The 24,400-nt window shown below is 69.6% G+C and carries 18 protein-coding genes and 1 riboswitch; of the genes, 3 read left to right on the top strand and 15 right to left on the bottom strand.

Going from position 1 to position 24,400, the window contains the following annotated elements; all coding sequences use genetic code 11:
* The 7 genes from AX721_RS01795 to AX721_RS01825 form a co-directional block, all read right to left on the bottom strand.
* Window positions 1-937 (bottom strand): cobyric acid synthase (locus tag AX721_RS01795; protein ID WP_082769817.1); only part of this gene is annotated, 937 nt, incomplete at its 3' end.
* Window position 938: 1 nt separating this feature from the next.
* The gene (locus tag AX721_RS01800; RefSeq protein WP_068874214.1) at window positions 939-1,715 is read right to left on the bottom strand and encodes an ABC transporter ATP-binding protein; all 777 of its coding nucleotides are present in this window, start codon (window positions 1,713-1,715) and stop codon (window positions 939-941) included.
* Complete coding sequence (locus AX721_RS01805) at window positions 1,712-2,701, bottom strand: iron ABC transporter permease (RefSeq protein WP_231733320.1); 990 nt, start codon at window positions 2,699-2,701, stop codon at window positions 1,712-1,714. Before AX721_RS01805 ends, AX721_RS01800 begins: the two co-directional genes overlap by 4 nt.
* Window positions 2,698-3,540 (bottom strand): ABC transporter substrate-binding protein, encoded by an 843-nt coding sequence (locus AX721_RS01810; protein ID WP_068874216.1) that lies wholly within the window; start codon window positions 3,538-3,540, stop codon window positions 2,698-2,700. The genes AX721_RS01805 and AX721_RS01810 overlap by 4 nt, the downstream gene beginning before the upstream one ends.
* A 16-nt stretch (window positions 3,541-3,556) precedes the next feature.
* Window positions 3,557-5,566 (bottom strand): TonB-dependent siderophore receptor, encoded by a 2,010-nt coding sequence (locus AX721_RS01815; RefSeq protein WP_068874217.1) that lies wholly within the window; start codon window positions 5,564-5,566, stop codon window positions 3,557-3,559.
* Window positions 5,567-5,755: 189 nt separating this feature from the next.
* Window positions 5,756-5,966, bottom strand: a riboswitch (cobalamin riboswitch).
* A gap of 102 nt (window positions 5,967-6,068) precedes the next feature.
* Window positions 6,069-6,248, bottom strand: a complete 180-nt coding sequence (locus AX721_RS01820) for a rubredoxin (protein ID WP_068874218.1) — start codon at window positions 6,246-6,248, stop codon at window positions 6,069-6,071.
* On the bottom strand, window positions 6,245-6,883 hold the full coding sequence (locus AX721_RS01825) for a TetR/AcrR family transcriptional regulator (RefSeq protein WP_068874219.1): 639 nt from the start codon (window positions 6,881-6,883) through the stop codon (window positions 6,245-6,247). The genes AX721_RS01820 and AX721_RS01825 overlap by 4 nt, the downstream gene beginning before the upstream one ends.
* 96 nt (window positions 6,884-6,979) lie before the next feature.
* Between AX721_RS01825 and AX721_RS01830 the strand changes: the two genes are divergently transcribed.
* Window positions 6,980-8,254, top strand: coding sequence for a cytochrome P450 (locus AX721_RS01830; protein WP_068874220.1), 1,275 nt, complete (start codon window positions 6,980-6,982; stop codon window positions 8,252-8,254).
* Between the two features lie 7 nt (window positions 8,255-8,261).
* Here AX721_RS01830 and AX721_RS01835 read toward each other — a convergent pair whose 3' ends face one another.
* Both AX721_RS01835 and AX721_RS01840 read right to left on the bottom strand, forming a co-directional pair.
* A complete protein-coding gene (locus AX721_RS01835) occupies window positions 8,262-10,763 on the bottom strand; it encodes a zinc-dependent metalloprotease (protein WP_068874221.1) in 2,502 nt (833 codons plus the stop codon).
* 51 nt (window positions 10,764-10,814) lie between these two features.
* Window positions 10,815-11,576, bottom strand: coding sequence for an SDR family NAD(P)-dependent oxidoreductase (locus AX721_RS01840; RefSeq protein WP_068874222.1), 762 nt, complete (start codon window positions 11,574-11,576; stop codon window positions 10,815-10,817).
* 331 nt (window positions 11,577-11,907) lie between these two features.
* Between AX721_RS01840 and AX721_RS01845 the strand changes: the two genes are divergently transcribed.
* Entirely contained in the window at window positions 11,908-12,828 is a 921-nt protein-coding gene (locus AX721_RS01845) for a LysR family transcriptional regulator (RefSeq protein WP_068874223.1), read from the top strand.
* A 12-nt stretch (window positions 12,829-12,840) separates the two neighbouring features.
* On the opposite strand, the gene ggt is transcribed toward AX721_RS01845, so the two are convergent.
* Genes ggt through AX721_RS27200 form a run of 3 tightly spaced genes read right to left on the bottom strand, consistent with a single transcriptional unit; the run spans window position 12,841 to window position 18,018 of the window.
* Window positions 12,841-14,610 (bottom strand): gamma-glutamyltransferase, encoded by a 1,770-nt coding sequence (gene ggt, locus AX721_RS01850; RefSeq protein WP_068874224.1) that lies wholly within the window; start codon window positions 14,608-14,610, stop codon window positions 12,841-12,843.
* Between the two features lie 59 nt (window positions 14,611-14,669).
* A complete protein-coding gene (locus AX721_RS01855) occupies window positions 14,670-17,753 on the bottom strand; it encodes a TonB-dependent receptor domain-containing protein (protein WP_068874225.1) in 3,084 nt (1,027 codons plus the stop codon).
* A gap of 13 nt (window positions 17,754-17,766) precedes the next feature.
* On the bottom strand, window positions 17,767-18,018 hold the full coding sequence (locus AX721_RS27200) for a hypothetical protein (protein WP_156466957.1): 252 nt from the start codon (window positions 18,016-18,018) through the stop codon (window positions 17,767-17,769).
* A 226-nt stretch (window positions 18,019-18,244) separates the two neighbouring features.
* On the opposite strand from AX721_RS27200, the gene AX721_RS01860 reads away from it, so the two are divergent.
* Complete coding sequence (locus AX721_RS01860; RefSeq protein WP_068874227.1) at window positions 18,245-19,030, top strand: IclR family transcriptional regulator; 786 nt, start codon at window positions 18,245-18,247, stop codon at window positions 19,028-19,030.
* A 37-nt stretch (window positions 19,031-19,067) separates the two neighbouring features.
* On the opposite strand, the gene AX721_RS01865 is transcribed toward AX721_RS01860, so the two are convergent.
* From AX721_RS01865 to AX721_RS01875, 3 genes are all read right to left on the bottom strand, one after another.
* A complete protein-coding gene (locus tag AX721_RS01865; protein WP_068874228.1) occupies window positions 19,068-21,521 on the bottom strand; it encodes a TonB-dependent siderophore receptor in 2,454 nt (817 codons plus the stop codon).
* A gap of 120 nt (window positions 21,522-21,641) precedes the next feature.
* On the bottom strand, window positions 21,642-22,997 hold the full coding sequence (locus tag AX721_RS01870; RefSeq protein ID WP_082765541.1) for an MFS transporter: 1,356 nt from the start codon (window positions 22,995-22,997) through the stop codon (window positions 21,642-21,644).
* Window positions 22,994-24,400, bottom strand: coding sequence for an amidohydrolase family protein (locus AX721_RS01875; protein WP_231733321.1), 1,407 nt, complete (start codon window positions 24,398-24,400; stop codon window positions 22,994-22,996). Before AX721_RS01875 ends, AX721_RS01870 begins: the two co-directional genes overlap by 4 nt.

The following is a 24,400-nucleotide window of genomic DNA, read 5'->3' on the forward strand; positions in this document are numbered from 1 at the left end:
CCTGGCCGCGCAGGAAGGCCAGGTCGGCGAGCGTGGCCTTGGTCCCGGGCAGGATCACGAGCTCGGCGTCGCCCGGCAGAGGCTGTCCCGGCGGGACGAAAAACAGGTCCACGTCGGGCTCCGCGCGAAGCGGGTCGAAGTCGTCGAAGTTGGCGATGCGGGAGAGCATGGGCACGGCGATCCGGACCCGTCGGTCGCCCCCGTCCCTGGGACGCTGCAGCACCACCGCATCTTCCGCCGGCAGGCGCGCCGCGGCGGCCAGCCAGGGCGCCATGCCCAGGTCCCGCCAGCCGGTCCTGGCGACGATCTCGGCCCGTCCATCGTCGAACAGGGCAGGGTCGCCCCGGAACTTGTTGATCAGGAAGCCGTGGATGCGGTCCCGGTCGGCGTCGTCCAGCACGGCATGGGCGCCGACCAGGCTGGCGATCACGTGGCCGCGGTCGATGTCGCCCACCAGCACCACCGGCACATCGGCTGCCTGCGCGAAGCCCATGTTGGCGATATCGCCTGCGCGCAGGTTGGTCTCGGCCGGGCTGCCGGCGCCCTCGACCAGGATGAGGTCGGCTTCGGCCTGGAGCCGCCGGAAGCTCTCCACGACGGTCGGCAGCAGGCTGGCCTTGCGGCCCTGGTAGGCCCGCGCCTGCCAGGTCCCTTCGACCTTTCCCCGGACGACGAGCTGGGCCCCGACGTCGGACTGGGGCTTCAGCAGCACCGGGTTCATATGGACGCTGGGGGCGGCGCGGCACGCCAGCGCCTGAAGCGCCTGGGCACGGCCGATCTCCCCGCCCTCCGCCGTGACGGCGGCATTGTTGGACATGTTCTGCGGCTTGAATGGACGCACGCGCAGGCCCCGGTTCGCGAACAGGCGGCAGAGGCCGGCGACCAGCACGGACTTCCCCACGTCCGAGCCGCAGCCCTGTAGCATCAGCGCCGCCATCTCAAGCCGGCCCGACGTAGTCGACAATCACCTCGCGCCCGGAGCCCAGGATCGTGGCTTCGACGTCGAACACCTCGCGCAGCAAGGCGGAGCTCAGGACCTCGGCGGTCGGGCCGAAGGCCGTCATGCGCCCCTGGCGCAGCGCCATGATGTGGGTGGCGTGCCGCGCCGCCAGGGTCAGGTCGTGGATGGTCGCCACCACCAGCCGCCCCTCGTCCGACGCGAGGCGCCGCAGACGGGCGACGGTGTCGAGGCGGTGGCGCGGATCCAGGCCCGAGACCGGCTCGTCGGCCAGCAGCACATCCGGATCACTGATGAGCGCCCGGGCCAGCATGGCGCGCGCCAGTTCCCCGCCCGAGAGCGTGGTGGCGGCTTGGAAACGGTGCGCCTGCAGGTCGCAGGCCTCGATGGCCTGGGTGAGCCGGGGCTCAAGCCCGCCCGGCAAGCCGCCGAGCGCGGGAAGCTGGGGCGTCAGGCCCAGGGCCACCAGGCTCTCGACGGAGATCGGCCATTCTGCGCGCAGGCGCTGGGGGAGGTAGGCCCGCCGCTGCGCCAGGTCCCGGCCGGCGAAATGCAGGACCGGCCGGCCGTCGAGCGCGACCTCGCCCATTTCGGGTTTGAGAAGTCCGGCCAGGCCGTTCAGCAGCGTCGACTTGCCGGCCCCGTTCGCGCCGATCAGCGCCACGAACATGCCCGAGCGCAGGGCGACCGTGACGCCGTCCACGATCGCGCGTCCCCCGCGCAGGACGCTGACGTTCCGGGCCGCGAGTTCGGTCATGGCGCCATCCTGCGCAACCGGACCACGAGCCAGAAGAAGAACGGCGTCCCCAGCAGGCTGGTGATGACGCCCAGGCGCAGCTCAGAACTGGTGTGCAGCACCCGCGTGCCGATGTCGGCCAGCAGCAGCAGCGCCGCGCCGAACAGCGCCGAGGGCAGCATGGTGCGGCGGGGCTCATAGCCCACGAACGGGCGCACCAGGTGCGGCGCGATCAGGCCGATGAACCCAATGGAGCCCGTGACCGAGGTGGCGGCGCCCGCCGCAAGGCCGACCCCCAGCAGGGCCAGCACCCGCGTCCGGTCGAGATCGACGCCGAGGCTCGCCGCCTGCTCCTCGCCTAGCGCCAGGGCGTCGATGGAGCGGCCCAGGGTCGAGAGCACCAGGATCCCTGCCACGATGAACGGGCCGGCCAGCAGGATGTGGTCCCAGCTCTTCTGCGACAGCGAGCCCAGCATCCAGATGCTCATCTCGAAGGCGGCGTAGGGGTTGGGGGCGAAGTTGAGCGCCATGGCCAGAAAGGCGGCCATCAGGCCGGAGACGGCCGCGCCGGCCAGGATCAGGCTGAGCGTGCCGCCACGCCCCAGCGCGAAGGTCAGCGCCCCGGCCCCCAGCGCCCCCGCCAAGCCCAGGAGCGGCGTCGCCAGGCTGAAGGCGGCGGCGAGACCGAAGTAGATCGAGATCACCGCCCCCACGGCCGCCCCGCTGGAAACGCCCAGCAGACCCGGCTCGGCCAGCGGATTGCGCAGCAGCCCTTGCAGCACCGCCCCGGACAGGCCGAGCGCGCCTCCAACCAGCACGGCCAGGATCGTTCGCGGCAAGCGAAGCTCGGTGATCACCAGGTGCGCAAGGTTCGCATCGCTGGAGAATAGCCCCTCCAGTAGCGCCTGGGGGCTGACGTTGACGCGGCCGAGGAATAGCGAGGCGATCGACGCGGCCGCGAGAAGCCCCAAGGCGATGGCGTTCATGGGTAGGCTGCGCGCCTTCACCGGGAGCTCCCATGGCGCGGCGGCAAGGCGTCGAGGCGGCGGCGCAGTTCCACGGCGGCGGCAGCCGACTGCGGCAGGCCGCAGTTGAAGGCCGCCTCCGGGTAGGGGATCCGCCGGCCCGCGAAGATGCGGCGAACCACGCGGTGCTGCGCCTCGTCGTTCTGCAGCAGCGGCCGCCCGTCGCCGCCGAACAGAAGGGCCTCGGGGTTCGCCGCCAGCAGCCGCTCGACGTCGAAGCTCGTGTAGATGGCCCCCGGCCGCGCGGCGATGTTGACCGCGCCGGCCGCCGCGAAGATGCGGTTGGCGAAGGTGTCCGTCCCCGGGACGGTGGCGCCGCCGTCCCACGCCACCACCCGCACGGGCCTCGGCGGCGGATGGGCGGCGAGGCTGGCGAGTTGCGCGTCCATCCGGCGGACCAGGGCCTCGGCCCGCGCCGGCTCTCCCACCGCCGCACCGACCTGCCGCAGGGCCTGGCGGACGTCGTCGAAGCTGCGGGCCCCCTTCACCTCCACGATCGGCGCCCCCACCTCGCGGGCGAGGCGACGGGTCACCGCCAGCGAGAAGTCGCCGGACAGGATCAGGTCGGGGCGGAACCGGATGATGTCCTCCGGTGTCCCGTAGTTCACCGCAATACCGTCGGCCGCGCCGGGAAACAGCGACCGGGCTCCGTCACGGGCGAGGTAGGTCACACCGGCGATCCGCGCCTTCGGAACAAGCTGCAGCACCAGCAGGTCGGTGCACTGGTTCATCGACAGGATGCGCTGCGGTTTCGCCGCGACCGTCTCCGAGGAGAGGGCCGCGGCGAGGGCGATCGCAGCGATGCGCAGGGCGCGTCTCATCGATGCCGGCTGGTCCTCAGAACTTGATCCGCGCGCCGAGTGTGGCGGTGCGGCCTTGCGACGGGAAGCCGAAGACTTCGTAGTAGTCCTCGTCGGCCAGGTTCTCGACCCGCCCGAACACCTCGACGCTCTCCGACAGGTCGTAGGCGGCCGCCAGATTGACCAGGGTGAAGGCGGGTAGCACCACCCTGCCGGCATTGGCGCTGGTGGCCGGCCGCACGTCCGGTAGCGAGGCGGGGAACGGCGCGGCGATTCCCGAGAAGTTCGAGTCCAGCTGCTTGCCGTTGTAGCGCACGTTGAGATTGACCCTGGCCCGCCCCGCCAGCGGTCTCCAAGTCAGATTGGCGCTGGCGATGTCCGGGGCCCGCCGGATTTCCTCCAGGCCATTCTCGTCGGCGTCGAGGTGGGTGTAGCTGGCCGTCAGGGACAGCTCCCGCGAGATCTCGAACGTCCCGAACAGCTCCACGCCCGTCTGCTTGGACTTGGAGGTGCGGTTGCAGGTGGTGCTGGTCCCCGCCGGCGGGGCCGGGCACGCCGCGGGCAGCCCCGGGCCACCGAAGTACGAGAAGATCTCGTTCTTCAGCCGGGCGTCGAAATAGGTCGCCCCCACGGTCGCTCGCCCACCGCCCAACGACAGGTCGGCGCCGATCTCCCAGCCTCGCGATGTCTCCGGCTTGAGGTTGGGGTTGCCGACGAACGGGAACGGGCCGGTGGCGTTGAACCCGAAGAGCTCGGTCTGGCTGGGGTTCTTGATCCCCGTGCCGCCCGCCGCCCGCACCCGCAGCATCTCGTTGAAGCGGTAGAAGCCCTGCGCCTTCCAGGTGGTCGCGTCCTCGAAGAGGTCGTTGCCGTCGTGGCGCACCGCCCCGCCCACGCCGGCCGTCTCGCCGATCTCCAGGTCGTACTGGCCGACGAAGCCCCTGTTCTCGATCGAGCGCCGCGTGGTGTCGGCGCCGGCGCTGGGCGGCGAGGTGTTCTGGTAGGTCTCCTTCTCCCAGTCGAAGGCGCCGGTGATCCGGTGGGTCAGCGCGCCGGTCTGCAGGCGGTAGGCGGTGACGTAGGACGCCTTGGTGCGTACGCCGTCGTCGCCGCTGGCCTGGGCGTTGCGGGCGTAGCCCTTCCGCTCGGCGTCGACGCCCTGCAGCGACACGCTATGGGTCCACGCGCCGTCCAAGAGCGCCAAGTCCGCGCCCGCCAGGTAGTAGAGGCTGACGGCGTCGAAATAGCTCCCGGGACTGTCGACTTGGCCGCGCCCGAAGGCCGAACTGTTCGTCTCGGCATGGGTGTCGGTGTAGCGTAGCACCCCGCGCAGCCTGAGCGCCTCGGTGACCTGGTAGCCAGCCTTCGCCGAGAACGACTGCAGTTCCGACCCTAGCTTGCGGGTCCCGCCCGGCAGGGTCTGGCCGACGTAGCCGTCGGTGCGCTGGACGCCGGCGTTCAGGACCAGGTCCAGCGGCCCCGCCACGACGGCGTAGCGGGCCGAGCCGCCCAGGGTGTCCTGCGAGCCGAACTCGACCCGCATCCGCCCGCCGGGCGCCTCGGCCGCCGTCGGGGTGATGTAGTTGATCACGCCCGCCACGGCGTCGGAGCCATAGAGCGCGCTCTGGGCGCCGCGCAGGATCTCGATGCGGGCCACTTCGTCGCCCAGCAGGGTGGCGAAGTCGAACTCGCCCAGGAACGGATCCGACGCCTCCACGCCGTCGATGAGCGTGAGGACGTGGTTGCCCTCGGCCCCGCGCACCCGCACCTGGGTCTGGCCCCCGATCGCGCCGGTGCGGCTGACGGCGAAGCCGGGCACGTCCCGCAGCACGTCGGAGACGATGCGGACCTGTCGGTCCTCCATCTGTGTCGGCGTGATCAATGTGACGGACGAGCCGAGCTTGTCGGCCTCGACGCCGTTGGCCCCGCGGGTGGCGGTGACGATGACGCCTTCGACGTCGGCTCCCGCCTCGTCGGACCAGGCCGCCACCGGCTGGCCCAGCAACAGCGCCGCGATCCCGGCGCCCGTGAAATATCTCCTGGCCATCAAGCGGCCCCCTCTGTCCGGCGTCCAACGACATGCGGAGAACCTCCCGCCGCGCCACCGCGCCGCGGGTCGACAGGCCGGCGGGCATGGACGCCTGGCAGGCGCCGCCGGTCGGTCGAAACGGCCTCCGCCGCTTCTTCGTCGTCGCTCAGACGGAGTTCCGCGCCTTGGAGGTCCACTGCCCCAAGAGCTCGAGCGACGCGCACCGGCCGGTTTCCTGGCTCGCGGGTCACAGCGTCAGACGGACACCTTCCCAGGCCCGAAGGCCCAGTGGCTGGCGGCAAAACCGCCAAATCGTCTGCGCTCACCGCTCACAGTTGCAGGGACAGCTGCAGATCGGGGCGAAGCCCCTACTGCATTCCCGATTAAGCCCGAAGGCTCCGGCGCGCTAAGTCGGACGACCCGCCAAGGCGGGTTCGCCACTGGGCCTCATTGTGGCGTTTTCGCCGCCGTGTCCACTCGTTTGGCGGCGCGCCCTGACAGAAGGTGACGCCGCGGCAGGTCACAGCTCGACCATGTCGAAATCGGCCTTGGCCGTCCCGCACATGGGACATTCCCAGTCGTCGGGGATATCGGCCCATCGCGTTCCCGGGGCGAGGCCCTCGGCCGGGTCGCCCGCCTCCTCGTCGTAGAGGTAGCCACAGGTCCGGCATTGCCACGTCTTGTAGGGGGCGTCGGTCATGGCCGTCCTTCCGTCCCGAAGCTGAGGCGCAGCGTCGCGAGGCTGGTCTCCCGGATGGGATCGAGGTTGAGATGCGGATCCACCAGTAGCTGCATCGACAGGCCGAACAGCAGGCTGCCGATCATCAGGGCCGCGGCGTCTGCGTCGATCTCGCGCCGGATCGCCCCCTCGGCCTGTCCCTTGCAGACCAGCGCCTCCAGACGCTGCTCGATGCGGCTGTGCTCGTCGGCGAACGCGACGCGAAGTTCGGAGACGTCGGCGACGGCCGCGGACAGCAGCATGAAGTAGGCCCGCCCGCCCCGTTCGCCCGACAGGCCGCGAAGGTAGACGTCGACGAACGCCAGCACCGACTCCAGGCCCGGGAGGCCGTCGATGTCGTGCGCAAGCAGCGCCGCTTCCTGCTGTTCGTGAAGGTGGCGGATGACCGCTTCGATCAGGCCCTGCTTGGAGCCGAACCGCTGGGTCGCGAGGCCCCGGCTGTAGCCGGCCTCACGCCCGATGGCGTCGAAGGTGGCGGCGCTGACGCCCTCCCGCGCCACGACGGCGATGGCCGCCTCCACGAGGCTACGGCCGGATTCGTCGCGCCGTTCGGCCTGGGTCCGGCGGGCCGGCCGCGCGGGCGAGAGCTGGTCCATGCCACCTGCAATCAGTTAATTGTTGGCCGTATATTAACTAGGTGATATCGGTTTCCGCAAGCGCTTCACAAAGGCGCATGGCGAGGAAACGAAGCGATGATGATCCCCCAGGACCTGGCCGAAACGATCGTCGACCCGCGGGCCTATCAGGATCGCCGTCGCAGTGACGAGGCGTTCCGCCGCCTGCGCGCCGAGGCGCCGCTGGCGGTCGCCCAACCGGACGGATTCGATCCTTTCTGGGCCGTCACGCGCTTCGACGACATCCAGGCCGTCGAGAAGCAGAACGAGCTGTTCCACAACGGCGACCGCTCGACCGTCGTCACCACCATCGAGGCGGACAAGAAGGTGCGCGCCATGATGGGCGGCTCGCCGCACCTGGTGCGCTCGCTGGTCCAGATGGACAACCCCGATCACTTCGCCTACCGGCGCCTGACGCAGGCCTGGTTCCTGCCGCAGAACCTGCGGGGCCTTGAGGCCCGCATCCGCGAGATCGCCAAGGGCTTCGTCGACCGGATGGCCGCACACGGAGGGCGCTGCGACTTCGCCCGCGACGTGGCCTTTCTCTATCCGCTGCACGTGATCATGGAGGTCCTGGGCGTCCCGGAGGTCGACGAGCCCCGGATGCTGAAGCTCACCCAGGAGCTGTTCGGCAGCGCCGACCCGGACGTGAACCGGTCAGGTCAGTCCCTCACCGACACCGACCAGGCGCTGGCCTCACTGCAGGCCACGGTCATGGACTTCATGACCTACTTCAACGCCGTCACCGAGGATCGCCGGCGCAACCCGCGCAACGACCTGGCCAGCGTGATCGCCAACGGCGCCATCGAGGGCCAGCCGCTCGGGCACCTGGAGGCGATGAGCTACTACATCATCGCCGCCACCGCCGGCCACGACACCACCTCCAACACCACGGCGGGCGCCCTGTGGGCCCTCTGCGAGCACCCCGAGCAGTTCCGCAAGCTGAAGGCGGATCTGTCGCTGATCCCGGGCCATGTGGAGGAATCGATCCGCTGGGAGACGCCGGTAAAGCACTTCATGCGGACCGCCGCGGACGACACCGAGCTCGCCGGCCAGAAGATCGCCAAGGGCGACTGGCTGATGCTGTGCTACCCGTCCGGCAACCGGGACGAGGCGCACTTCACCGACCCGTTCCGGTACGACATCGAGCGCAGCCCCAACAAGCACGTCGCCTTCGGCTACGGCGCCCACGTCTGTCTGGGCCAGCACCTGGCGCGGATGGAGATGCGGATCCTCTGGGAGGAGCTGCTGCCGCGCCTCGAAAGCGTCGAGCTCGACGGCGAGCCGACACGGACGGCCGCCAGCTTCGTCTGCGGCCCCAAGTCGGTGCCCATCCGCTTCAAGATGCACTGAGCCGCGGTCACGCCCCTGGAGGAGGAAGGTCGGCCGCGCAGAACCAGCACGCCTCCCCGATCGGGCTGCCTGGAGGCGTGCGGGGCGCCGGCGCCATATCCGACGCGAGGCGCGCCAGGGCGTCGCGATCCTCGTCGCCGATCAGGCGTGCCAGGCGCCGGTTGAAGGCCACGGCCTCGGGGGCGCCGGTCGCCGTGTCGAGCGAGGCGCCGAAGGCCTTGAGGTGCTGGTCGATCAGGCCCGCGACGGTCGGCGAGAGGGCCTTGTCCCCCAGCGTGTCCACCAGGTTCCCCACCAGCCTCGCCTGTTGGCGTCGGCGGATCTCGGCGGCGCGCGGGGGTTCACCGGCCTGACCTTGCACGGCGCCGAACAGCCACGAGAGCAGTTCGCCGACGCTCACCTGGCCGGGATCGCGCCGGTGCTGCTCGAGCACGCGGTTCAGACGCGGCGCTTCCACCAGCTGGCGAAGCGTCAGATCCGAGGCGACGACGGCGACGGCGACGGGATCGAACACCGGCCCGCCCAGCGTCTCGAACACCTCGATCTCGAACTGCCGGTCCGGCGTGCCCGACTGGGCCTGCGACAGCAGCCCGACAAGCGCGTCCGAAACGTCCAGGCGCGCTGGCGACAACGTCTCGCCCAGCGCCTTCAGCGCCCGCCGCTGGTCCGCGGCCGGGATCGGCTCGGCTTGCTCTCGGCCGTCGCCATTGACGGCGTAGGCATAGTCCACCCCGCCCACCTGCTTCACTACGGCGTCCACCTGATAGCGATGGAACAGGTAGATCGGCGCGAACACCCGGCGCAGGTCGGCGACCGCGGCGCCCTTGGGAATGTTGTTCAGCCCGAAGCGGTCGAGGGCGATCTTGCGGACCGCCAGCACGTCGGCCAGCCCCGCGACCGGATCGGACCCGTTGTCCCACTGGGTGCTGGCCGGATGCTCGTCGTCGGCGATGAAGCGCATACCCTGGGCCGTCGCCTCGCGGGCGATCCCGTCCAGATAGCGCGCCTCGTCGGCGCCCGGCGGGACCTGGCTGTAGAGCCACCGCACCGAGAACCTGTCCCAGGCGCCCGCGCCGCGCACGTAGGCGTCGCTGAAGTCGAGCTTTCCGTTCCGCACGTGGATCAGCGGCGCGGGATAGTCGAGCGTCGAGGCGCGGCCGCCAAAGGTGCTGCCGGCGAAGTTGTGCGAAAAACCCAGCGCGTGGCCGGTCTCGTGCATGCCGAGCTGACGGATCCGGCTGAGGGCGATCTCCACCGGATCGTCCGGGCCGCCCTTGCCGGACTTGTCCGCGCCGACCAGCCCTTCGAAGATCAGCCGGTCCTGGCGGATCCGCAGCGAGCCCAGCTGCACCACGCCGCGCACGATCTCGCCGGTGCGCGGATCGACGATCGTCTGGCCGGTCGACCAGCCCCGCGTCTGCCGGTGGACCCAGTTTATGACGTTGTACCGGGCGTCCATGGGGTCCGCGCCCTCGGGCAGCACTTCGACGCGGAAGGCGTCGATAAAGCCGGCGGCCTCGAAAGCCTGGTTCCACCATCCCGCCCCCTCGACCAAGGCGCTACGGATCGGCTCGGGCGCGGCGCGGTCGACGTAGAACACGATGGGCTTCTTCACCCGCGAGCGCGCCGCCGAGGGGTCCACCTTCTCGAGCCGAAACCGCCGCACCAGGCGATAGACGGACGGGGCGTCCAGGGCGGTGGCGTAGTCGTTGACAAGCACCTGCACCGAGGTGCCCGTGCGCGGGTCGTGCCGGCGTGGCTGGAACCCTGGACCGGGCAGCTTCACGAAGGAATGGTGGACCGTCAGGGTCACGGCGCGGGGATCGGGCGTGACGGCGCGGACCTCCGCGCCGGGCTCATCGCTGACGAAGGTCTGCACCGCCTCGAACTCGAGGTTCTCCGGAAACACGCCCACCCTGCCGGCGTCCGCGTAGCTGAGCGGCGCCGAGGCGCGGAACGTTCCCTGCCGCCGCGCCTTCAACCGCGCGGCGATGTCCAGGGTGTCCTGGGTCAGGAAGCTGGTGATGTCGATCAGCATGGCGCCGTCGGGCCCTTCCGCCGCAATGTCGCCGGCCCACAGGTTGGAGACGGCGAACGAGTGGCGAACCGCACGGGCCTCGTCGGCGTCGCCGTTGCCGGCCCGGAAGGTGGGGTTCTCCGCCTGCAGGATCACCCTGCGGCCGGCCCGGCGGAAGGCGACCACCAGCGCGCGGCCGCTCTCGGCCCGGTCAAGGCCGATGGGCGTCGAGCCCAGGCCCGTCGTGAGGCTGGCCTGATAGATGAACCGGCCCGAGACCCCCTCCGCATCGGGCGGCGGGAGGCGCAGGTGGATGCGGTTGGCCTTGCGGTCGACGAAGGCGCGAAGCAGGCCCTCGCGGACCTCGGCCCCGCCCGCGGCCTTGGCCCATTCGTCGCCGGCGGCCGGCGCGGCAAAGCCGGGCGCCGCGCCGCCCGATACCGCCGCCAGCATGAAGAGCGCCGCTATGCGCCCGAACCAACCCCCGCTCATGGCAACCCCTCGACCGTGATGTACGCAACTCTGCGGCTCGCCCCGCGCCCGTCAGGCCTGGAACTGGAAGCCATCGACCACGAAGTCCTGGCCGGTGATGAAGCAGGGCTCCGAGACCGCCAGGAACCGCACTAGCTGGGCGATGTCGGCCGGCGTCCCGACGCGCCGCAGGGCGATGCCGTCGCGGGCGATCCGGTCGCCGCGCTCGCGGATGACCGAATTGCCGTTCACCTCCGTCTGGATCAGCCCCGGGCAGATGGCGTTCACCAGGATGTCCGGCCCGAGTTCCTTCGCCAGCGCCCGGGTCATGCCCAGGATGCCGGCCTTCGCGGCGGCATAGGCGAACCGGCTGACCGCCGCCGTGACCCCGCCGGAATGGGCGTTCAGCGACGACATGCTGATGATCCGGCCCGCGCCCTGCGCCAGCATGATGGGGGCAATGGCATGGACGTAGTTGAAGCAGCTCTTGAGGTTCGTGGCGATCGCCGCGTCGAACTCCGCCTCGGCGATCTCAAGGATGCCCTTCGGCTCTGACCGGCCGGCATTGTTGACCAGCACGTCCACCCGGCCGAACTGCCTATTGACCGCCGCCGCTATGGCCTGGGCGCGTCCGAAGTCGCCGACGTCGGCATGGTGAAGGGCGACCCGTCGCCCGGACGCCTCGATCTCCCGGGCGGTGGCCTTCATTTCGGATTCGAGCACGTCCACGAGCACCAGGTCCAACCCTGCGTCGGCGAGCGCCAGGGCGCAGGCGCGGCCTATGCCGCGCGCCCCGCCTGTCACCACCGCGACCCTCGCCTGTCCTTCGCCCATCTGGCCGCCACAATAGTCAAACCGCAGGCAAGAGATTGCGCAATTCTACAGTGTTCGCAACGCGATATTCTTTTGAACACTTTGCATTAACTGGAGTTTTATCTTCAACAAGCTGCACTTGTCGGTTACAGCGGACGCGATGCGCCCGCTCCGACTACGGGATGAACGGCGAACTGGCGGCGCCTGGAAATTGAGCGCCCTTGCGCCAGCGGCGCCCAGGCCAGCGACCACATCTTCCGCGATTGCGTCGTTCGATATCGTGAACGTCGTTCTGCTTGATGAACATTCCGGCTTGTGAATAGGTTGTGACAAGGACGCCAGGGGGGTGGCCATGACGCTTGAGCAACTTCGGATCTTCGTCTGCGTCGCCGAGCGCTTGAACATGACCCGGGCGGCCGAGGCCCTGCACATCACCCAGTCGGGCGTCAGCGCCTCGATCAGCGCGCTTGAAAACGCCTACGGCACGCCACTCTTCGACAGGGTCGGCCGGCGGATCGAGTTGTCGGCGGCCGGCCAGGCGTTTCTGGTGGAGGCGGAAAAGGTCCTCAGCCAAGTGCGCGCTGCGCAGCGGACCCTCTCGGACCTAAGCAACCTGCGTCGCGGAACGGTCTCGATCTGCGCCAGCCAGACGATTGGCAACTACTGGCTGCCCCCGCTGCTGGCGGACTTCCACGACCGCTTCCCTCACCTCGCCGTCGACCTGCACATCGCCAACACCGCCGCGGTCGGACGCATGGTCCGGGAGGGCGAGGCCGACCTCGGCTTCGTGGAGGGCGGATTTTCTGATCCGGCGCTGGTCTCGGCCGAGGTCGAGGGTGATCGGCTCTGCGTCTTCGTCCCGCCCGGACACGCCTGGGCCGCCAGGCGCCCGACCGCCGAAGGCCTGCTGCGCGGCGGATGGGTGCTCCGCGAGGATGGCTCGGGGACGCGTTCGGAATTCCTCCGCGCGCTGGAGGCGATGGGGCTGGACGGCGGAGACCTCGAGATCCGCATGGAGTTGCCCACCAACGAGTCGGTGCGCTCCGCGGTCATGGCCGGCGCGGGCCCCGGCGCCCTGTCCGACCTGGTCGTCCGCGAGTGGCTTCAGAGCGGCGCGCTCGTCCGGGTGCCGCTCGACCTGCCCCGCCGCCCGTTTCGCCTGCTCCAGCACAGCGAACGCCGGCTCAGCCGCGCCGCCGAGATGTTCGTGAAAGCCCTCCCCGCCCCGCGGCGGCTGGATTCCGCGGGGCTGCGCCTGGTGGCGGGCGCCTGAGCCGCCGCGGCGTCAGAACTGCCGCACGGCCACGGCGGCCGCGTCCGGCCGGCGCGTATCGGCGGCGCCGTACATGACGCCGTCAGGGCCGATCATGATCGACTGGGTGCTCCCGAGAATCTGCGAGCGTTCGACCTTGTGCCCCTTGGCGATGAGGCCGGCGACCTGGTCTTCGGGGATCGATTCCTCGAGCTGCAGCGGCCCGTCGATCCCCGCCTGGTAAATCCTCGGGCGCTGGGCCGCCTCGGCTACGTTCAGCCTGAAGTCGATCACGTTCATCAGCATCTGCACCATGGTGCCGATGATCGTGCCGCCGCCCGGTGTGCCGGTGGCGACCCAGGGCTTGCCGTCCTTGAATACGATCACCGGCGAGATGGTCGATTGGGCGCGCTTGCCGGGTTCGATCTTGTTCCCGAGGCTCGTCGGGCGGGGATTCCAGTCGAAGTTGCCGAGCGAGTTGTTCAGCAGGAAGCCCGTTCCCGGCGCGACCACGTGAGCGCCGAACGAAGCGGTGAGCGTATAGGTGTTTGACACCACGTTCCCATCCTTGTCGGCGATGGAAAAGTGGGTCGTGTCCGGGCTCTCGTAGGGGTGCGGATCGAGGGCGGGCAGCGTCTTGCTGTCCAGCGAGCGGTACATGGAGATGAGCTTGGCCCGCTCCTTAGCGAATTCCTTGCTGGCGATTCCCGTCGCCGGCGTCTTCCACTGCGGGCCGCCGCCGGAATAGCGGCGATCCATCGTCACGATCTTCAGCGTCTCGGCCACCAGGTGCATGGTCGCCACGTTGCCGGCCCCCATCTCGCTGACCGGGAACTGCTCGATGATGTTCATGGCCTCGGCGACGCTTGAGGCGGCCGAGGTGGGCGGCATGTAGGCGATCCGGTGGCCGCGATAGTCCGACCAGATCGGCTCCAGGACGTTGGCGCGATAGGCGGCCAGGTCCTGCAGGGTGATGATGCCGCCGCCGGCCTTGATCCCCGCCACCAGCCGCTCGGCCACTGGCCCCTTGTAGAAGCCGTCGGCGCCGCGCGACTGGATGTGTTTCAGGGTCCAGACCAGGTCGGGATTGCGGAAGACCTCGCCCGGCTTGTAGGCCGAGCCGTCCTTCTTGAAATAGACCTTGAACGCCCCGCCCGGATCCTTGGCCATCGCCGCCTGGCGCTGGGCCAGGGCGGTCGCTTCGTCGTCGCTCATGACGACGCCCTTGGCGGCCAGGTCGATGGTGGGCTGGATCAGCTTGGCCCACGGCAGCTTCCCGTACCGCCTGTGCGCTTCCCAGAGCCCGGCCACGGTGCCCGGGACGGTCACGCCCTTCATGGACTGGACCTTTTCGCCCGAGACCCGGCCGTCGGCCCCGAGCAGGAAGTCCGGCGTCACCCCGAGAGGCGCCTGGCCGTAGTACTCGATCGCGATCGTCTTCGCGCTGGCGGCGTCATGGATCAGCATGTAGCCGCCGCCGCCGATGTTGCCGGCCCGCGGCAGCGTCAGGGTCTCGGCGATCCCCACCGCCACGGCGGCGTCCACGGCGTTGCCCCCCTTGGCCAGGATGTCGGCGCCGATCCGCGAGGCGATCTTGTTCTGCGAGACCACCATCCCGTCACGTCCGATCACCGGGTGGTGGATGGACCGGTAGCCGATCAGGTCGCCGCCGGTCTGGGCCAGGGCGCGGGCCGCCGAGGGCGGTCCCTCGTCCTGCGCCCATGCGGGCGGCGCGACGGCGACCGAGACCGCCAGGACACTGGCGAGGGCGACGTTGAAGGCGCCGCGGACGACTTTACTCATGACTGTTTCCCCACAGAAAAGCCCCTCCCGCGTGGCGGGAGGGGCTCTGGCCGTCCGGCTTAGAAGCTCTTGCGGATGTTGAAGTAGAGGTACCGGCCGTAGGGGTTGTAGACCGAGGCCTGATAGCCGTCGGGCGTCAGCGGCGGGTCCTTGTCGAAGACGTTGCGTGCGCCGATCAGGATGCGGGTGTCCTTGATGTACCGGTTGCCCTCTTCGAAGGTGTAGGAGAGCGAGACATTGTGCACCCAGGTGTCCGGCACCTTGTAGAACCCGCCCGCGGCATAGGTCAGCCCGGTGGAGTAGAACTTGCCCGTGTAGGTCGTGAACCAGTTGGCCGTGAAATTGCCGTAGCGCCAGTTCAGCGACCCGCTACCGCGCCACTCGGGCGTGCCGTTCTGGCCGACGATGTCCTGGCCGCCGGTGATGATCGTGCCGGCGTTGATCTGGCCCGCCGCCCGCGCCTCGAGCAGCGCGGCCAGGCCTTCGGTCGGGGACTGGTAGAGCTTGTCCAGGCGGGCCACGTTCACGTCGAAGGTGAAGTCGCCGAAGGTGTCGGTGGTCAGCCGATAGTTGACGCCGACGTCGACGCCCTGGGCCACCTGCGGCAGCTGGTTGACGTACTTGTCGTCCGCATACTCCACGAAGCCGACGGGCGTCAGGCCCGTGCCAGCGAACACGGCGATGTTGTCGGGCGTCGGCGGCAGGCGGTGGACCGCCGGGTTCGACGAGCCCTGCAGACGCATCAGATAGTCGAGGATCACCGCGTTGCCCTCGCCGAACAGGCCGACGATGCCCTTCTGTTTGATCTTCCAGACGTCGACGGTGAAGATCAGGCGGCCCATCTCCGGCGGCAGGAATTCCGGCTGGAAGACGATGCCGTAGGACAGGTTTTCCGACGTCTCCGGCTTCAGGTCCGGGTTGCCGGCGCGCACGGCGCGGGTGGTCCGCGACTGGGTGCACTGAGTAAAGCTGGTGATCCGGCCGGCGCGCAGGTCGGCCTCGCAGAAGTAGTAGTCCTGGCGGTTGTTCGTGCGGCTGACCTGGCTGACGTTGATCTGCTCCAGGTTCGGCGCCTTGAAGCCCTTGGACCAGGATCCGCGCAGCCGGAAGCCGGGGATGATGTCCCAGGCGGCCGCCACCTTCGGCTTCGCCACGCTGCCGACGTCGCTGTAGTCCTCGGCGCGCCCGGCGAGCTGCATTTCAAACCGATCGACGAACGGGATGTTCATCTCCGGCGAGACCAGGGGGATGGCAAGCTCGGCATAGGCCGACATCACCGTCCGATGACCGCTCACGTCCGGCGACACCGAGGTGCCGGGGATATTGCTGAGCGCGACGGCGCCCCCGACGATCGGGCCGGTGATCGCGTCGATGTACGGGATGGTCCCGTCGACGTTGTCGTCGCGATTGTCGCGATAGGTCTCGCGCCGCACCTCGACGCCCGCCGCGACCCCGATGTCGCCCGCCCACATCGAGAGCAGATCCGGGCGGTTCACCTTGAAGTCCCAGAGGGCGAGCGTGGTCTTGTTCGAGCGGGTGATCGGGATGAGCAGCCCAGCAAGCGCCGCCGCGTTCGACGGCGTCTGGTCGCCCCCGGTGGTCAGGTTCGACGTGCCGATGCCGTTGAAGGGATTGTAGGCGTCGGGTGTCGTGCGGTTGACCGCCGCCGAGAAGGCCGTGCCGTCCAGGGCGTACGAGAGGTCGTCCACCGTCGCTTCCGAGTAGAGGGCGGCGGTCTCCCAATTGAAGCCGAACTTCTTGCCCTTGAACCCACCCAGCACCCGATACTGGTCGTTGGTCACGATGACCTGCGACGGGCCAAGGTCCAGAAGGCCGTAGGCGTTGAAGGTCAGCCGCAGACCGCTGGCGGGCACACCCACCAGGTTCGGAAGGCGGTTGGGGTTCGGCTGGCCATTCGCGAGGGTCGCGGCGCCGAAGGGGTTATAGTAGGCGTTTGGTCCGATGGAGATGGTCGGCGAGGTGGTGACGCCCTGGCTGCCAGCGACGTTGCCCTCAGTGCGGGCATGATAGTAGCCCGCCTCGCCGAAGAAGGTCACGTCCTCGGTGATGTCGTAGTGCCCGGTCAGGAACAGGTTGGTCCGGTCCGCTTGCGGGATGACCGACGACTTGCTCGAAGCCAGGTTGTCGACGCGGAAGGCGCGATCCGTCGTCGTATTGATGGCGCCCGGCACGATGCAGAGGCCCGGGCTCACGGTCACCGTGCAGCTTACGGACTGCGGCGAGAAGTGGAAGATGCCGGTGGAGCCCGTGATCGCCGTCGTACCCTGGCGGATCGCGCTCGTCACGCCCGCCGCCTGGAAGGCGCCGAAGCCGGTCACGGTGGAACGGGTGTCGAGGCTGACCGTGTTGGCGAATTCCGTGCCGGCGAACAGCGGCCGGCGGTCGGACATGGATGTGTAGTCCTGGTCCGAGGCGAGCAGGGCCGAGCGCTTCTCCAGCGAGCCGAAGAGGGTGATGTTGCCGCGGCCGTCCTGGAAGTTGTCGCCGAACAGGCCCGTGAGCCGGCCTTCACGCAGGTTCGTCCCCGGCGCCGTGCCGTACTGGAACTCCAGCTGGCCGCCGTCGACGTCGTCCCGCAGGACGGTGTTGATCACCCCGGCCACCGCGTCGGTGCCGTAGATGGCGGCCGCGCCGTCGCGCAGCACTTCGATGCTGCGCAGGCCCGCCACCGGGATGGCGTTGGTGTTGTAGGTGAAGGTGGGCACCAGGGACTCGGCCTGGGTCGTCGGGTGGTAGACCGTCCGGCGGCCGTTGATCAGCACCAGGGTGTTGCCGGCGCCGAGGTTTCGCAGGCTGACGGAGTTCACGTCGCCGCGCGCCGAGTTGGACGAGCCCGGCAGGAAGCTCGAGTTGAACGTCACGTTGCCGGCCTGCGGGATGGTCCGGAACAGTTCGTCGCCCGAGCCGGCCGCCGTCGCCTGGATCTGGGTCGCGTCCACCACCGTCACCGGCAGCGCCGCCGTCACCTTGGAGCCCTGGATCTGGGAGCCGACCACGACGATCTCGTCGACGGTCTGCGCTTCGGCGCCGTCCTGCGCCCAGCCGGGCGTCGCCAGCCCGAACGCGCACAACGCGCTGGTGGCGAGCAGTGCGGACCGGCCGCGCAACCCCTTCCCGATCATCTTGGAAATCCCCTCAAACTACCCCCGGCGCTTTGCTGCGCCTGTGGCAGGATTTGGCCAATTCGCGGCCCGCGCGTCCAACAAATGTTCTTGGGGCGTTCAACAAGCCCTGCTGATCGTTCGAGATCGCGGCGCCCAGCGCGAAGTCACCGAAGGACGGCATCTGCACCGTCTCAGGTCGCCGACCGATCCAGACAAGACTCCGGCGCATGAGGTTCTTGCCAGCGACGTGAACGACGTAGCGCGCTATCGAGGCCCAGCGCATCGACGCTCCCCACCCGACCGACTCAAGACAATGGTTACCCAAGCCTCAACTGCACGACGTTGGGATCCTTTCGGCCCCCGTTCGGTCCGCCTGCACGGGACTGCGCCACGGCCGAGCGACGCCTGACGCGGCCCCGCGCGATGCCCAGCTTCTCAACGGGCGCGATTGACGTAAACCTGAGCTGGAGACGACAATGCGTTCAAACATGGGAACGGCGTTCATATAGATGAGCGAAAATGTCCTCTCGGCTGCGCGCGTGCTGGACCTTGTGGAACTGATCGCCGGCAGCGAGGACGGCGTCCTCCTGCGCGAAGCGACGGCCCGCCTGAACGCACCGAAGAGCAGCACCCTGATGCTGCTTCGAACGCTGGTGAACCGGGGCTACGCCTATCGGGACTCCGTTTCGGAGCGCTACAGGCTCAGCGACGAATATCGGGCCGGAAGCTTCGGCTGGACCCCCGATCCGCATGCACGCCTGATCGCGGTCGCCCGCCCGGTCATGGAGGAAGTCAGCGCGGAGCTGGGGGAATCCGTCACCCTCGGCGCCTACGACAAGCAGGGAGCCGCGCAGCTGCTGAGCCAGGTCGAGGCGGACGTCGAGGTCCGCTACACGGCCGCGCTCGGCCGACCGATCCCGCTCTTCTGCACCGCGATCGGCCGCGTCCTTCTCTCCCGGGAAGGCGAAGACGCCCGGGCGGCCCTGCTCGGCGAGGGCCCTTTTGCGGCCCTGACACGCCATACGGTCACCGACCGGGAGGACATCCTGCGGATCATCGCGCACGCACGCGCCGACGGCTACGCGATCGTGATGGAGGAGTTCGCCCTGGGCGGCACCGGTGTCGCCGCCCCGATCCTCGGCGCTAGCGGCCGCGCGCTCGGGGCGCTGAACATCGGGTGCGTGACGAGCCGCTTCGACGACAAGCGCGAACGCGTGGTCGCGGCGGTCAAGGCCGGCGCCGCGACCATCGCGGCGCGGATGGGGCTGGTGGGCGAGCATCGAGCCGCGCCCTGACCGATCCTCGGCGGCCGGGTCGCCGCCAGCCCTCCGCTCAGAAGTTCACCGTCACGCGCGCGTAGTAGTAGCCGCCGTAGACGCCGAACGGCGAGTTGCCGCCAAAGGGCGCGAAGCCATTGGTGTCCGCCACCGTGTTGCGATCGGGATAGACGTCGAACAGGTTGTTCGCCCCGACCGCCAGGGCCAGCCGCTCGCTGACCTGGTAGCCCACCTCGAGATCGGTGAGCCATTTGGCGCCGTAGCGCTGGTCGAAGGCGGCGTTGTTGTTGAGGCTCTGCCACTTGCCGTAGCGGCTCTCGCGCAGGTTCACCCGCCACTTGTCGTAGGTCCATTCCGCGCCCAGGAGCAGCTTGGTCCGCGGCGTCGAGACCGTCGCCGAACCCCGCTGCTGGCGGTCGAACAGGGTCAGCCCCAGGCCTGCCAGTTCCGGGGGGTTGGGCGCGATGCCGGCGATGGTCGTCTTGTTGTAGTTGAAGCCCAGGGTGTAGCGCAGGCGACCCAGGTCGCCAATGTCGTGGCTATAGGAGGCGACGATGTCCACGCCCTTGGTGTTGGTGTCGATCGCGTTGGCGAAGTAGCGGACCGAGAGGTTCGTCGGCAGCCCGTTGCGAGCCAGGACGGCCGCGACCCCGCTCCCCGACAGGAGGCCGGTAAGCGCAATCCGGTCGCGCAGTTCGATACGATAGGCGTCCACCGTGGCGGAGAAGCCGGAGAACGGCGTGAGGGCCAGGCCGACGCTGTAGTTGGTGGACTTCTCGGGCTTTAGCGGCTGGGCGCCCAGCGCTTCGCCGACAGCCGAGTCCGGCCGCACCGTCTTCGATTCCACGAAGGTGAAGACGCCGTTGATGATGTTGGCCTGGTTGGCCGTCTGGGCGTAGCCCGACTGCGACAGCGACGGGGCGCGGAAGCCATTGCTGACGGTGGCGCGCAGGGCGACGGCGTCGTTGAACTCGTAGCGGGCCGAGACCTTGCCGCTCAGCACGTCGCCCGCCGCGTCGTCGTAATCCTCGTAGCGGCCGGCCGCCGCGATCAGGAACTTGTCGGTCACGTCGAGGCTGAGGTCGATATAGGCGGCGTAGTTGGCGCGCGAGACGTCCGCCTCGTCCGCCGGCGTCAGGATCACGGCGCCCTGGGCCCCCACGGTCGCGGCTCGCCCGGCCAGGTTGCCGTAGCCGGTGGGATAGACGTAGCCGCCGGCCACATAGGCCGCCGGATCGCCGGCCTTCGTCTCATAGTGCTCCCAGCGGTACTCGGCCCCCGCGGCGACCGTGAGCGGGCGGCCGCCGAACACGGCGAACTCACGGGTCACGTCCAGGTTGGTCGTCCACTGCTCGAACGTGGAGCGGAAGGTGTGGAACTCGGTGGGGCTAGCCGGTCCCAGCGAGGCGTTCAGGCTGTTGCTGGACCCGTGATCGACCCGGTTGCGGCCGTAGGTGGTGCTGAGGTCGAAATCCCAGTCGCTGGCGGTCCAGCGGACGCCGCCCGTTACCTGATGATCCAATTCGTCCAGCGTGTAGTTGGGCGCGAAGCCGTCCGGATAGACCTGGATCAGGTTCTGGTTGCTGTTGGGTCGGCGGAAGCCCTGCCCCACGACGGCGTCGCGGAAGCTGAGGGTCGCGGCGGCATAGACCTCCGCGCCGCCAAGCGTCTGGCCGGCGTTCACGGAGAGGGCGGCGGACTTGGTCTTGGGCAGGCCGCCCCTGTAGAGCTGGTAGCGGTGCGCGGTCGTCTCCCGCGGGTCGGCGACGCCGCCCGGCAGGGTGAAGTAGAGCTGCCCCGTCAGGTCCACGCCGCGCAGGGCGTCGTGCTGCGTCTTGGCGTCGACCGCCAGGGTGACGAAGCCGTCCTCGCCGAAGCGGAAGCCGTGGAACATGTCCGCCTGGACGGTCTCGCCATCGGAGACGCCGTTGTATTCGAAGCGGCGGCCCGCGTTGACGTTCAGCCTGCCGCCCTCGCTGTCCTTGCGCAGGATCACGTTGATCACGCCGGCGATCGCGTCCGACCCGTACTGCGCCGCTGCGCCGTCGCGCAGCACCTCCACGCGGGCGATGGCGCTGGAGGGGATCAGGTCCAGGTCCACCGGGTTGCCGCCGTTGGACAGGTTGCCGGTGTTGAGGTTGAGCAGGGAACTGTTGTGGCGGCGCTTGCCGTCCACCAGGACCAGCACATGGACCCCGCCCAGGCCGCGCAGGCCGGCCGGTCGCGCCAGGCTGTCCCACGAGGACGACCCCACGGTCTGCGCCTGGAACGAAGGGATCAGCTGGGTGAGCGCGTCGCGCAGCGGCGCCGCCCCGCCCAGGCGTTCCAACTGCTCGCCGCTGATCACGTCGATGGGCGCGGGGCTGGAGACCACCGTCCGCGCCTGCCCGCGGCTGCCGGTGACCACCACCTCCTCCAGCGCCTCGCCGCTACCGGTCTGGGCGGCGGCGGCGCCGGCCATGGCGACGCCCGCAAGCGCGGTGCAGAGAAGCAGGGCGGACTTGGTCATGGTTCTTTCAGCCTTGGTGGTGTGCGGACGGAAGCGCGGCGAACGGCAGGGTTGGAGGATCGAACCGATCCCCGTGCGCCCCCGCCCGCACTTCCAGAGACGAAGCACGGACGAAAACCCTCACGCCCTCTGGAGGAAATTTCGCCGCGGGATCGGACGGAGCTCGGCCGCCTCGAAACTCGGCCGGCGCGGAACGACCAGCAGGGCGCCCAGCGAAATGGCCGCAGCGGCCATGACGTAGAAGCCGGGCGCGATATTGAGGCCGGTCTCGCGCACGAGCAGGGTGGCGATGAAGGGCCCGAAGCCGCCAAACACCATCACCGCGCCGTTGAACCCGACGGACATGGCCGTGTAGCGGACCCGGGTCGGCAGCAGCTCGCAGATGAAGGTGGGCGCGGCGCCGCTGTAGAGGCCCGTGAGCACCCCGCCGACGGTCGTGAGCGCGACCACGCTCCACAGGCCTGGCGCGGCGTCGAGCTGCATGAAGAGCGGCACGCCCAGGACGAGGCAGGCCGCCGCGCTGGCGACCAGGAACGGCCAGCGGCCGAAGCGGTCGGAAAGCCAGCCGACCAACGGGATCGTGCAGATGTTCGCGAGGGTTCCGATCAGCGTTCCCGTGAGCACCAGCGAGGCGGGGATCTTCAGCGTCTGGGCCGCGAAGCTCGCCGTGAAGGCGCCGAAGATATAGCTGCCCACCGTCCAGACGACCGTCACGCCGAAGACCTGCAGCACCGCCCCGCCGTGATGGGCCAGCGCCTCGCGCAGCGGCGCGGCGGGCGGCCCCGCCTCGGCCCGGAACGCCGGCGTCTCGTCCACGTGCGCGCGGAGCCAGAACCCCACTGGCGCGACGAGGAGGCCGAGCAGGAAGGGCAATCGCCATCCCCAATCGGCCAGGTCGTCCGCGGACAGCACACTGTTCAGCAGCAAGGCGACGCCGACCGCCGAGAGGATGGCGAGGCTGGTGCTCAGCTGCTGCAGGCTACCGAAGAACCCGCGGCGATGCGGAGGGGCGTATTCCACCAGGAAGGTCGTCGCCCCGCCCCACTCCCCGCCGGTCGCAAACCCCTGCACGAGCCGGCAGGCTACGAGCAGGATCGGCGCAGCCAGCCCGATCGACTCGTAGGCCGGGACCAGCCCGGTCAGCCCCGTCGCCACGGCCATCAGCACCATCGTCAGGACCAGGGCCGCCTTGCGGCCGCGCCGGTCGCCGTAGCTGCCGATCACGACCGCTCCCACGGGCCGCATGAAGAAGCCGACGCCGTAGGTGGCGAAGCTCGCCAGGAGGCTGGTGAGCGGATCGGCCGCCGGGAACATCGCCCGGCCGATCTGGGCCGCGAAATAGCCGTAGACCATGAAATCGAAGAGCTCGAACCAGTTGCCGACCATCACCGAGCCGAGGGCGCGGGCGACGTCCCGGGGGCGCGGGCTCTGGGCGGCGTCGGCGCGCCCGGGCGACGCCGCCTCCGCCCGCCTCATTTCGTGTCGGCCGGCGGCGAGGGTTTGGCCAGCGGGGCGGACGGATGGCGCGGCAGCCGCACCTGACCATCGGCCACCCACTGCCGCCCGTCCTTGAACACGTGGACGACCCGGGCGAGGTCGTCGAGCACCTCGTCGGGCCGGCCGTCGACCACGATCACATCGGCGAGCTTGCCGGCCTCCAGCGTGCCCAGCTTGTCGCCCATGGCCAGGAGCTCGGCGTTGGTCCTGGTCGCGGCGATCAGGGCCTGGGCGGGGGTGTAGCCGCCCTTCACGAACCACTTGAGCTCGGCGATGTAGGGGTTGGGGATCATCTGGTTGACCCGCCCGATGGTGTCGGTCCCCACGCCCATGACCACGCCGGCGGCCTTCAGTTTCTTGAACATGTCGAAGTTCGACTGGCTGGTCATGACGAACCGCCGCGACGTCGAGCCGTAGAAGCCGCCCGCGGTGTCGAGCACATTCTGGTAGACCTGCAGGGTCGGGACGGAAGCTATCCTGCGCTTCCCCATGGCCGCGACGGCCGCGTCGGTCCGCGGCAGCGGATGCTCGATCATGTCGACGCCGGCGGCCACCGCCCGGTCGATATAGATGGTCTCGCAATCGCACGTCACCGGCAGGCCCAGCGTATGGGCCTCGTCCACGGCGGCGGCGGCTTCCTCGGGCGTGAAGTGGCTGGCGATCTTGATGACGCTGGCCCCCTCCTTGAAGGCGGTGCGGACCGCCGCGCGCCAGGCGTCCGCCCCGTCGCGCTCCCACTGGTACGCGGGACCATGGTTGGGCGTGATCGGCCGCTCGGTGGCGTGCCCTCCGGTGCCGGTGATGATGTGACCCGCGGCGAAGACGCGGGGGGCCGGGATCTGCCCGGCCGCGCTCCATTGGGCGAGCTGGTGCGGGGCGTTCAACACGCCGCCGAGGTCGCGGACCGCGGTGAAGCCCGACTCCAGGAACCAGCGGAGATTCCGCGCGCCGCGCAGCACGCCGGACCCTTCGGTGTCCTGCTCGTCGATCGGTGTGTCGGGGTCGGGGTAGGTCATATGGACGTGCATATCGATGAGGCCCGGCATGACGGTCTTCCCGGTCACATCGATCACCACGGCGTCCGCCGCCCAGTCGGTGCGCCCCGCGGGCAGGACGGCCTTGATGGTTCGATCCTCGAGCACCACCGTTCCCTCGAAGGCCGCCGCGCGGACAGCGTCGAAGACGCGGCCGCCCATCAGCACCGTCTGCTTGCCCGGCCCCGCCACGGGACGCCGCGGGATCCGCTGCGGGTCATCGGACGTCGGCGTCGTCCGGGGCAACACCGCCTCGCGGTCATTGCGCAGCGGCTGGGCTGCGACCGGCGCGCCGGCGAGCATCAGCAGCAGGGCGCCTGCCACCGCGGGCCGCGAGGGATCGAACAT

Source organism: Phenylobacterium sp. CCH9-H3, from assembly GCF_001557235.1.
Lineage (GTDB): Bacteria > Pseudomonadota > Alphaproteobacteria > Caulobacterales > Caulobacteraceae > Phenylobacterium.

Bases quoted from the DNA above. Each gene is read 5' to 3' on its own strand.
- AX721_RS01810 (WP_068874216.1), bottom strand. From the start codon at position 3,540: ATGAGACGCGCCCTGCGCATCGCTGCGATCGCCCTCGCCGCGGCCCTC.
- AX721_RS01845 (WP_068874223.1), top strand. From the start codon at position 11,908: ATGACGCTTGAGCAACTTCGGATCTTCGTCTGCGTCGCCGAGCGCTTG.
- AX721_RS01840 (WP_068874222.1), bottom strand. From the start codon at position 11,576: ATGGGCGAAGGACAGGCGAGGGTCGCGGTGGTGACAGGCGGGGCGCGC.
- AX721_RS01830 (WP_068874220.1), top strand. From the start codon at position 6,980: ATGATGATCCCCCAGGACCTGGCCGAAACGATCGTCGACCCGCGGGCC.
- AX721_RS01835 (WP_068874221.1), bottom strand. From the start codon at position 10,763: ATGAGCGGGGGTTGGTTCGGGCGCATAGCGGCGCTCTTCATGCTGGCG.
- AX721_RS27200 (WP_156466957.1), bottom strand. From the start codon at position 18,018: ATGCGCTGGGCCTCGATAGCGCGCTACGTCGTTCACGTCGCTGGCAAG.
- AX721_RS01870 (WP_082765541.1), bottom strand. From the start codon at position 22,997: ATGAGGCGGGCGGAGGCGGCGTCGCCCGGGCGCGCCGACGCCGCCCAG.
- AX721_RS01825 (WP_068874219.1), bottom strand. From the start codon at position 6,883: ATGGACCAGCTCTCGCCCGCGCGGCCGGCCCGCCGGACCCAGGCCGAA.
- AX721_RS01815 (WP_068874217.1), bottom strand. From the start codon at position 5,566: ATGGCCAGGAGATATTTCACGGGCGCCGGGATCGCGGCGCTGTTGCTG.
- AX721_RS01875 (WP_231733321.1), bottom strand. From the start codon at position 24,400: ATGTTCGATCCCTCGCGGCCCGCGGTGGCAGGCGCCCTGCTGCTGATG.
- AX721_RS01820 (WP_068874218.1), bottom strand. From the start codon at position 6,248: ATGACCGACGCCCCCTACAAGACGTGGCAATGCCGGACCTGTGGCTAC.
- AX721_RS01855 (WP_068874225.1), bottom strand. From the start codon at position 17,753: ATGATCGGGAAGGGGTTGCGCGGCCGGTCCGCACTGCTCGCCACCAGC.
- AX721_RS01800 (WP_068874214.1), bottom strand. From the start codon at position 1,715: ATGACCGAACTCGCGGCCCGGAACGTCAGCGTCCTGCGCGGGGGACGC.
- AX721_RS01865 (WP_068874228.1), bottom strand. From the start codon at position 21,521: ATGACCAAGTCCGCCCTGCTTCTCTGCACCGCGCTTGCGGGCGTCGCC.
- ggt (WP_068874224.1), bottom strand. From the start codon at position 14,610: ATGAGTAAAGTCGTCCGCGGCGCCTTCAACGTCGCCCTCGCCAGTGTC.
- AX721_RS01860 (WP_068874227.1), top strand. From the start codon at position 18,245: ATGAGCGAAAATGTCCTCTCGGCTGCGCGCGTGCTGGACCTTGTGGAA.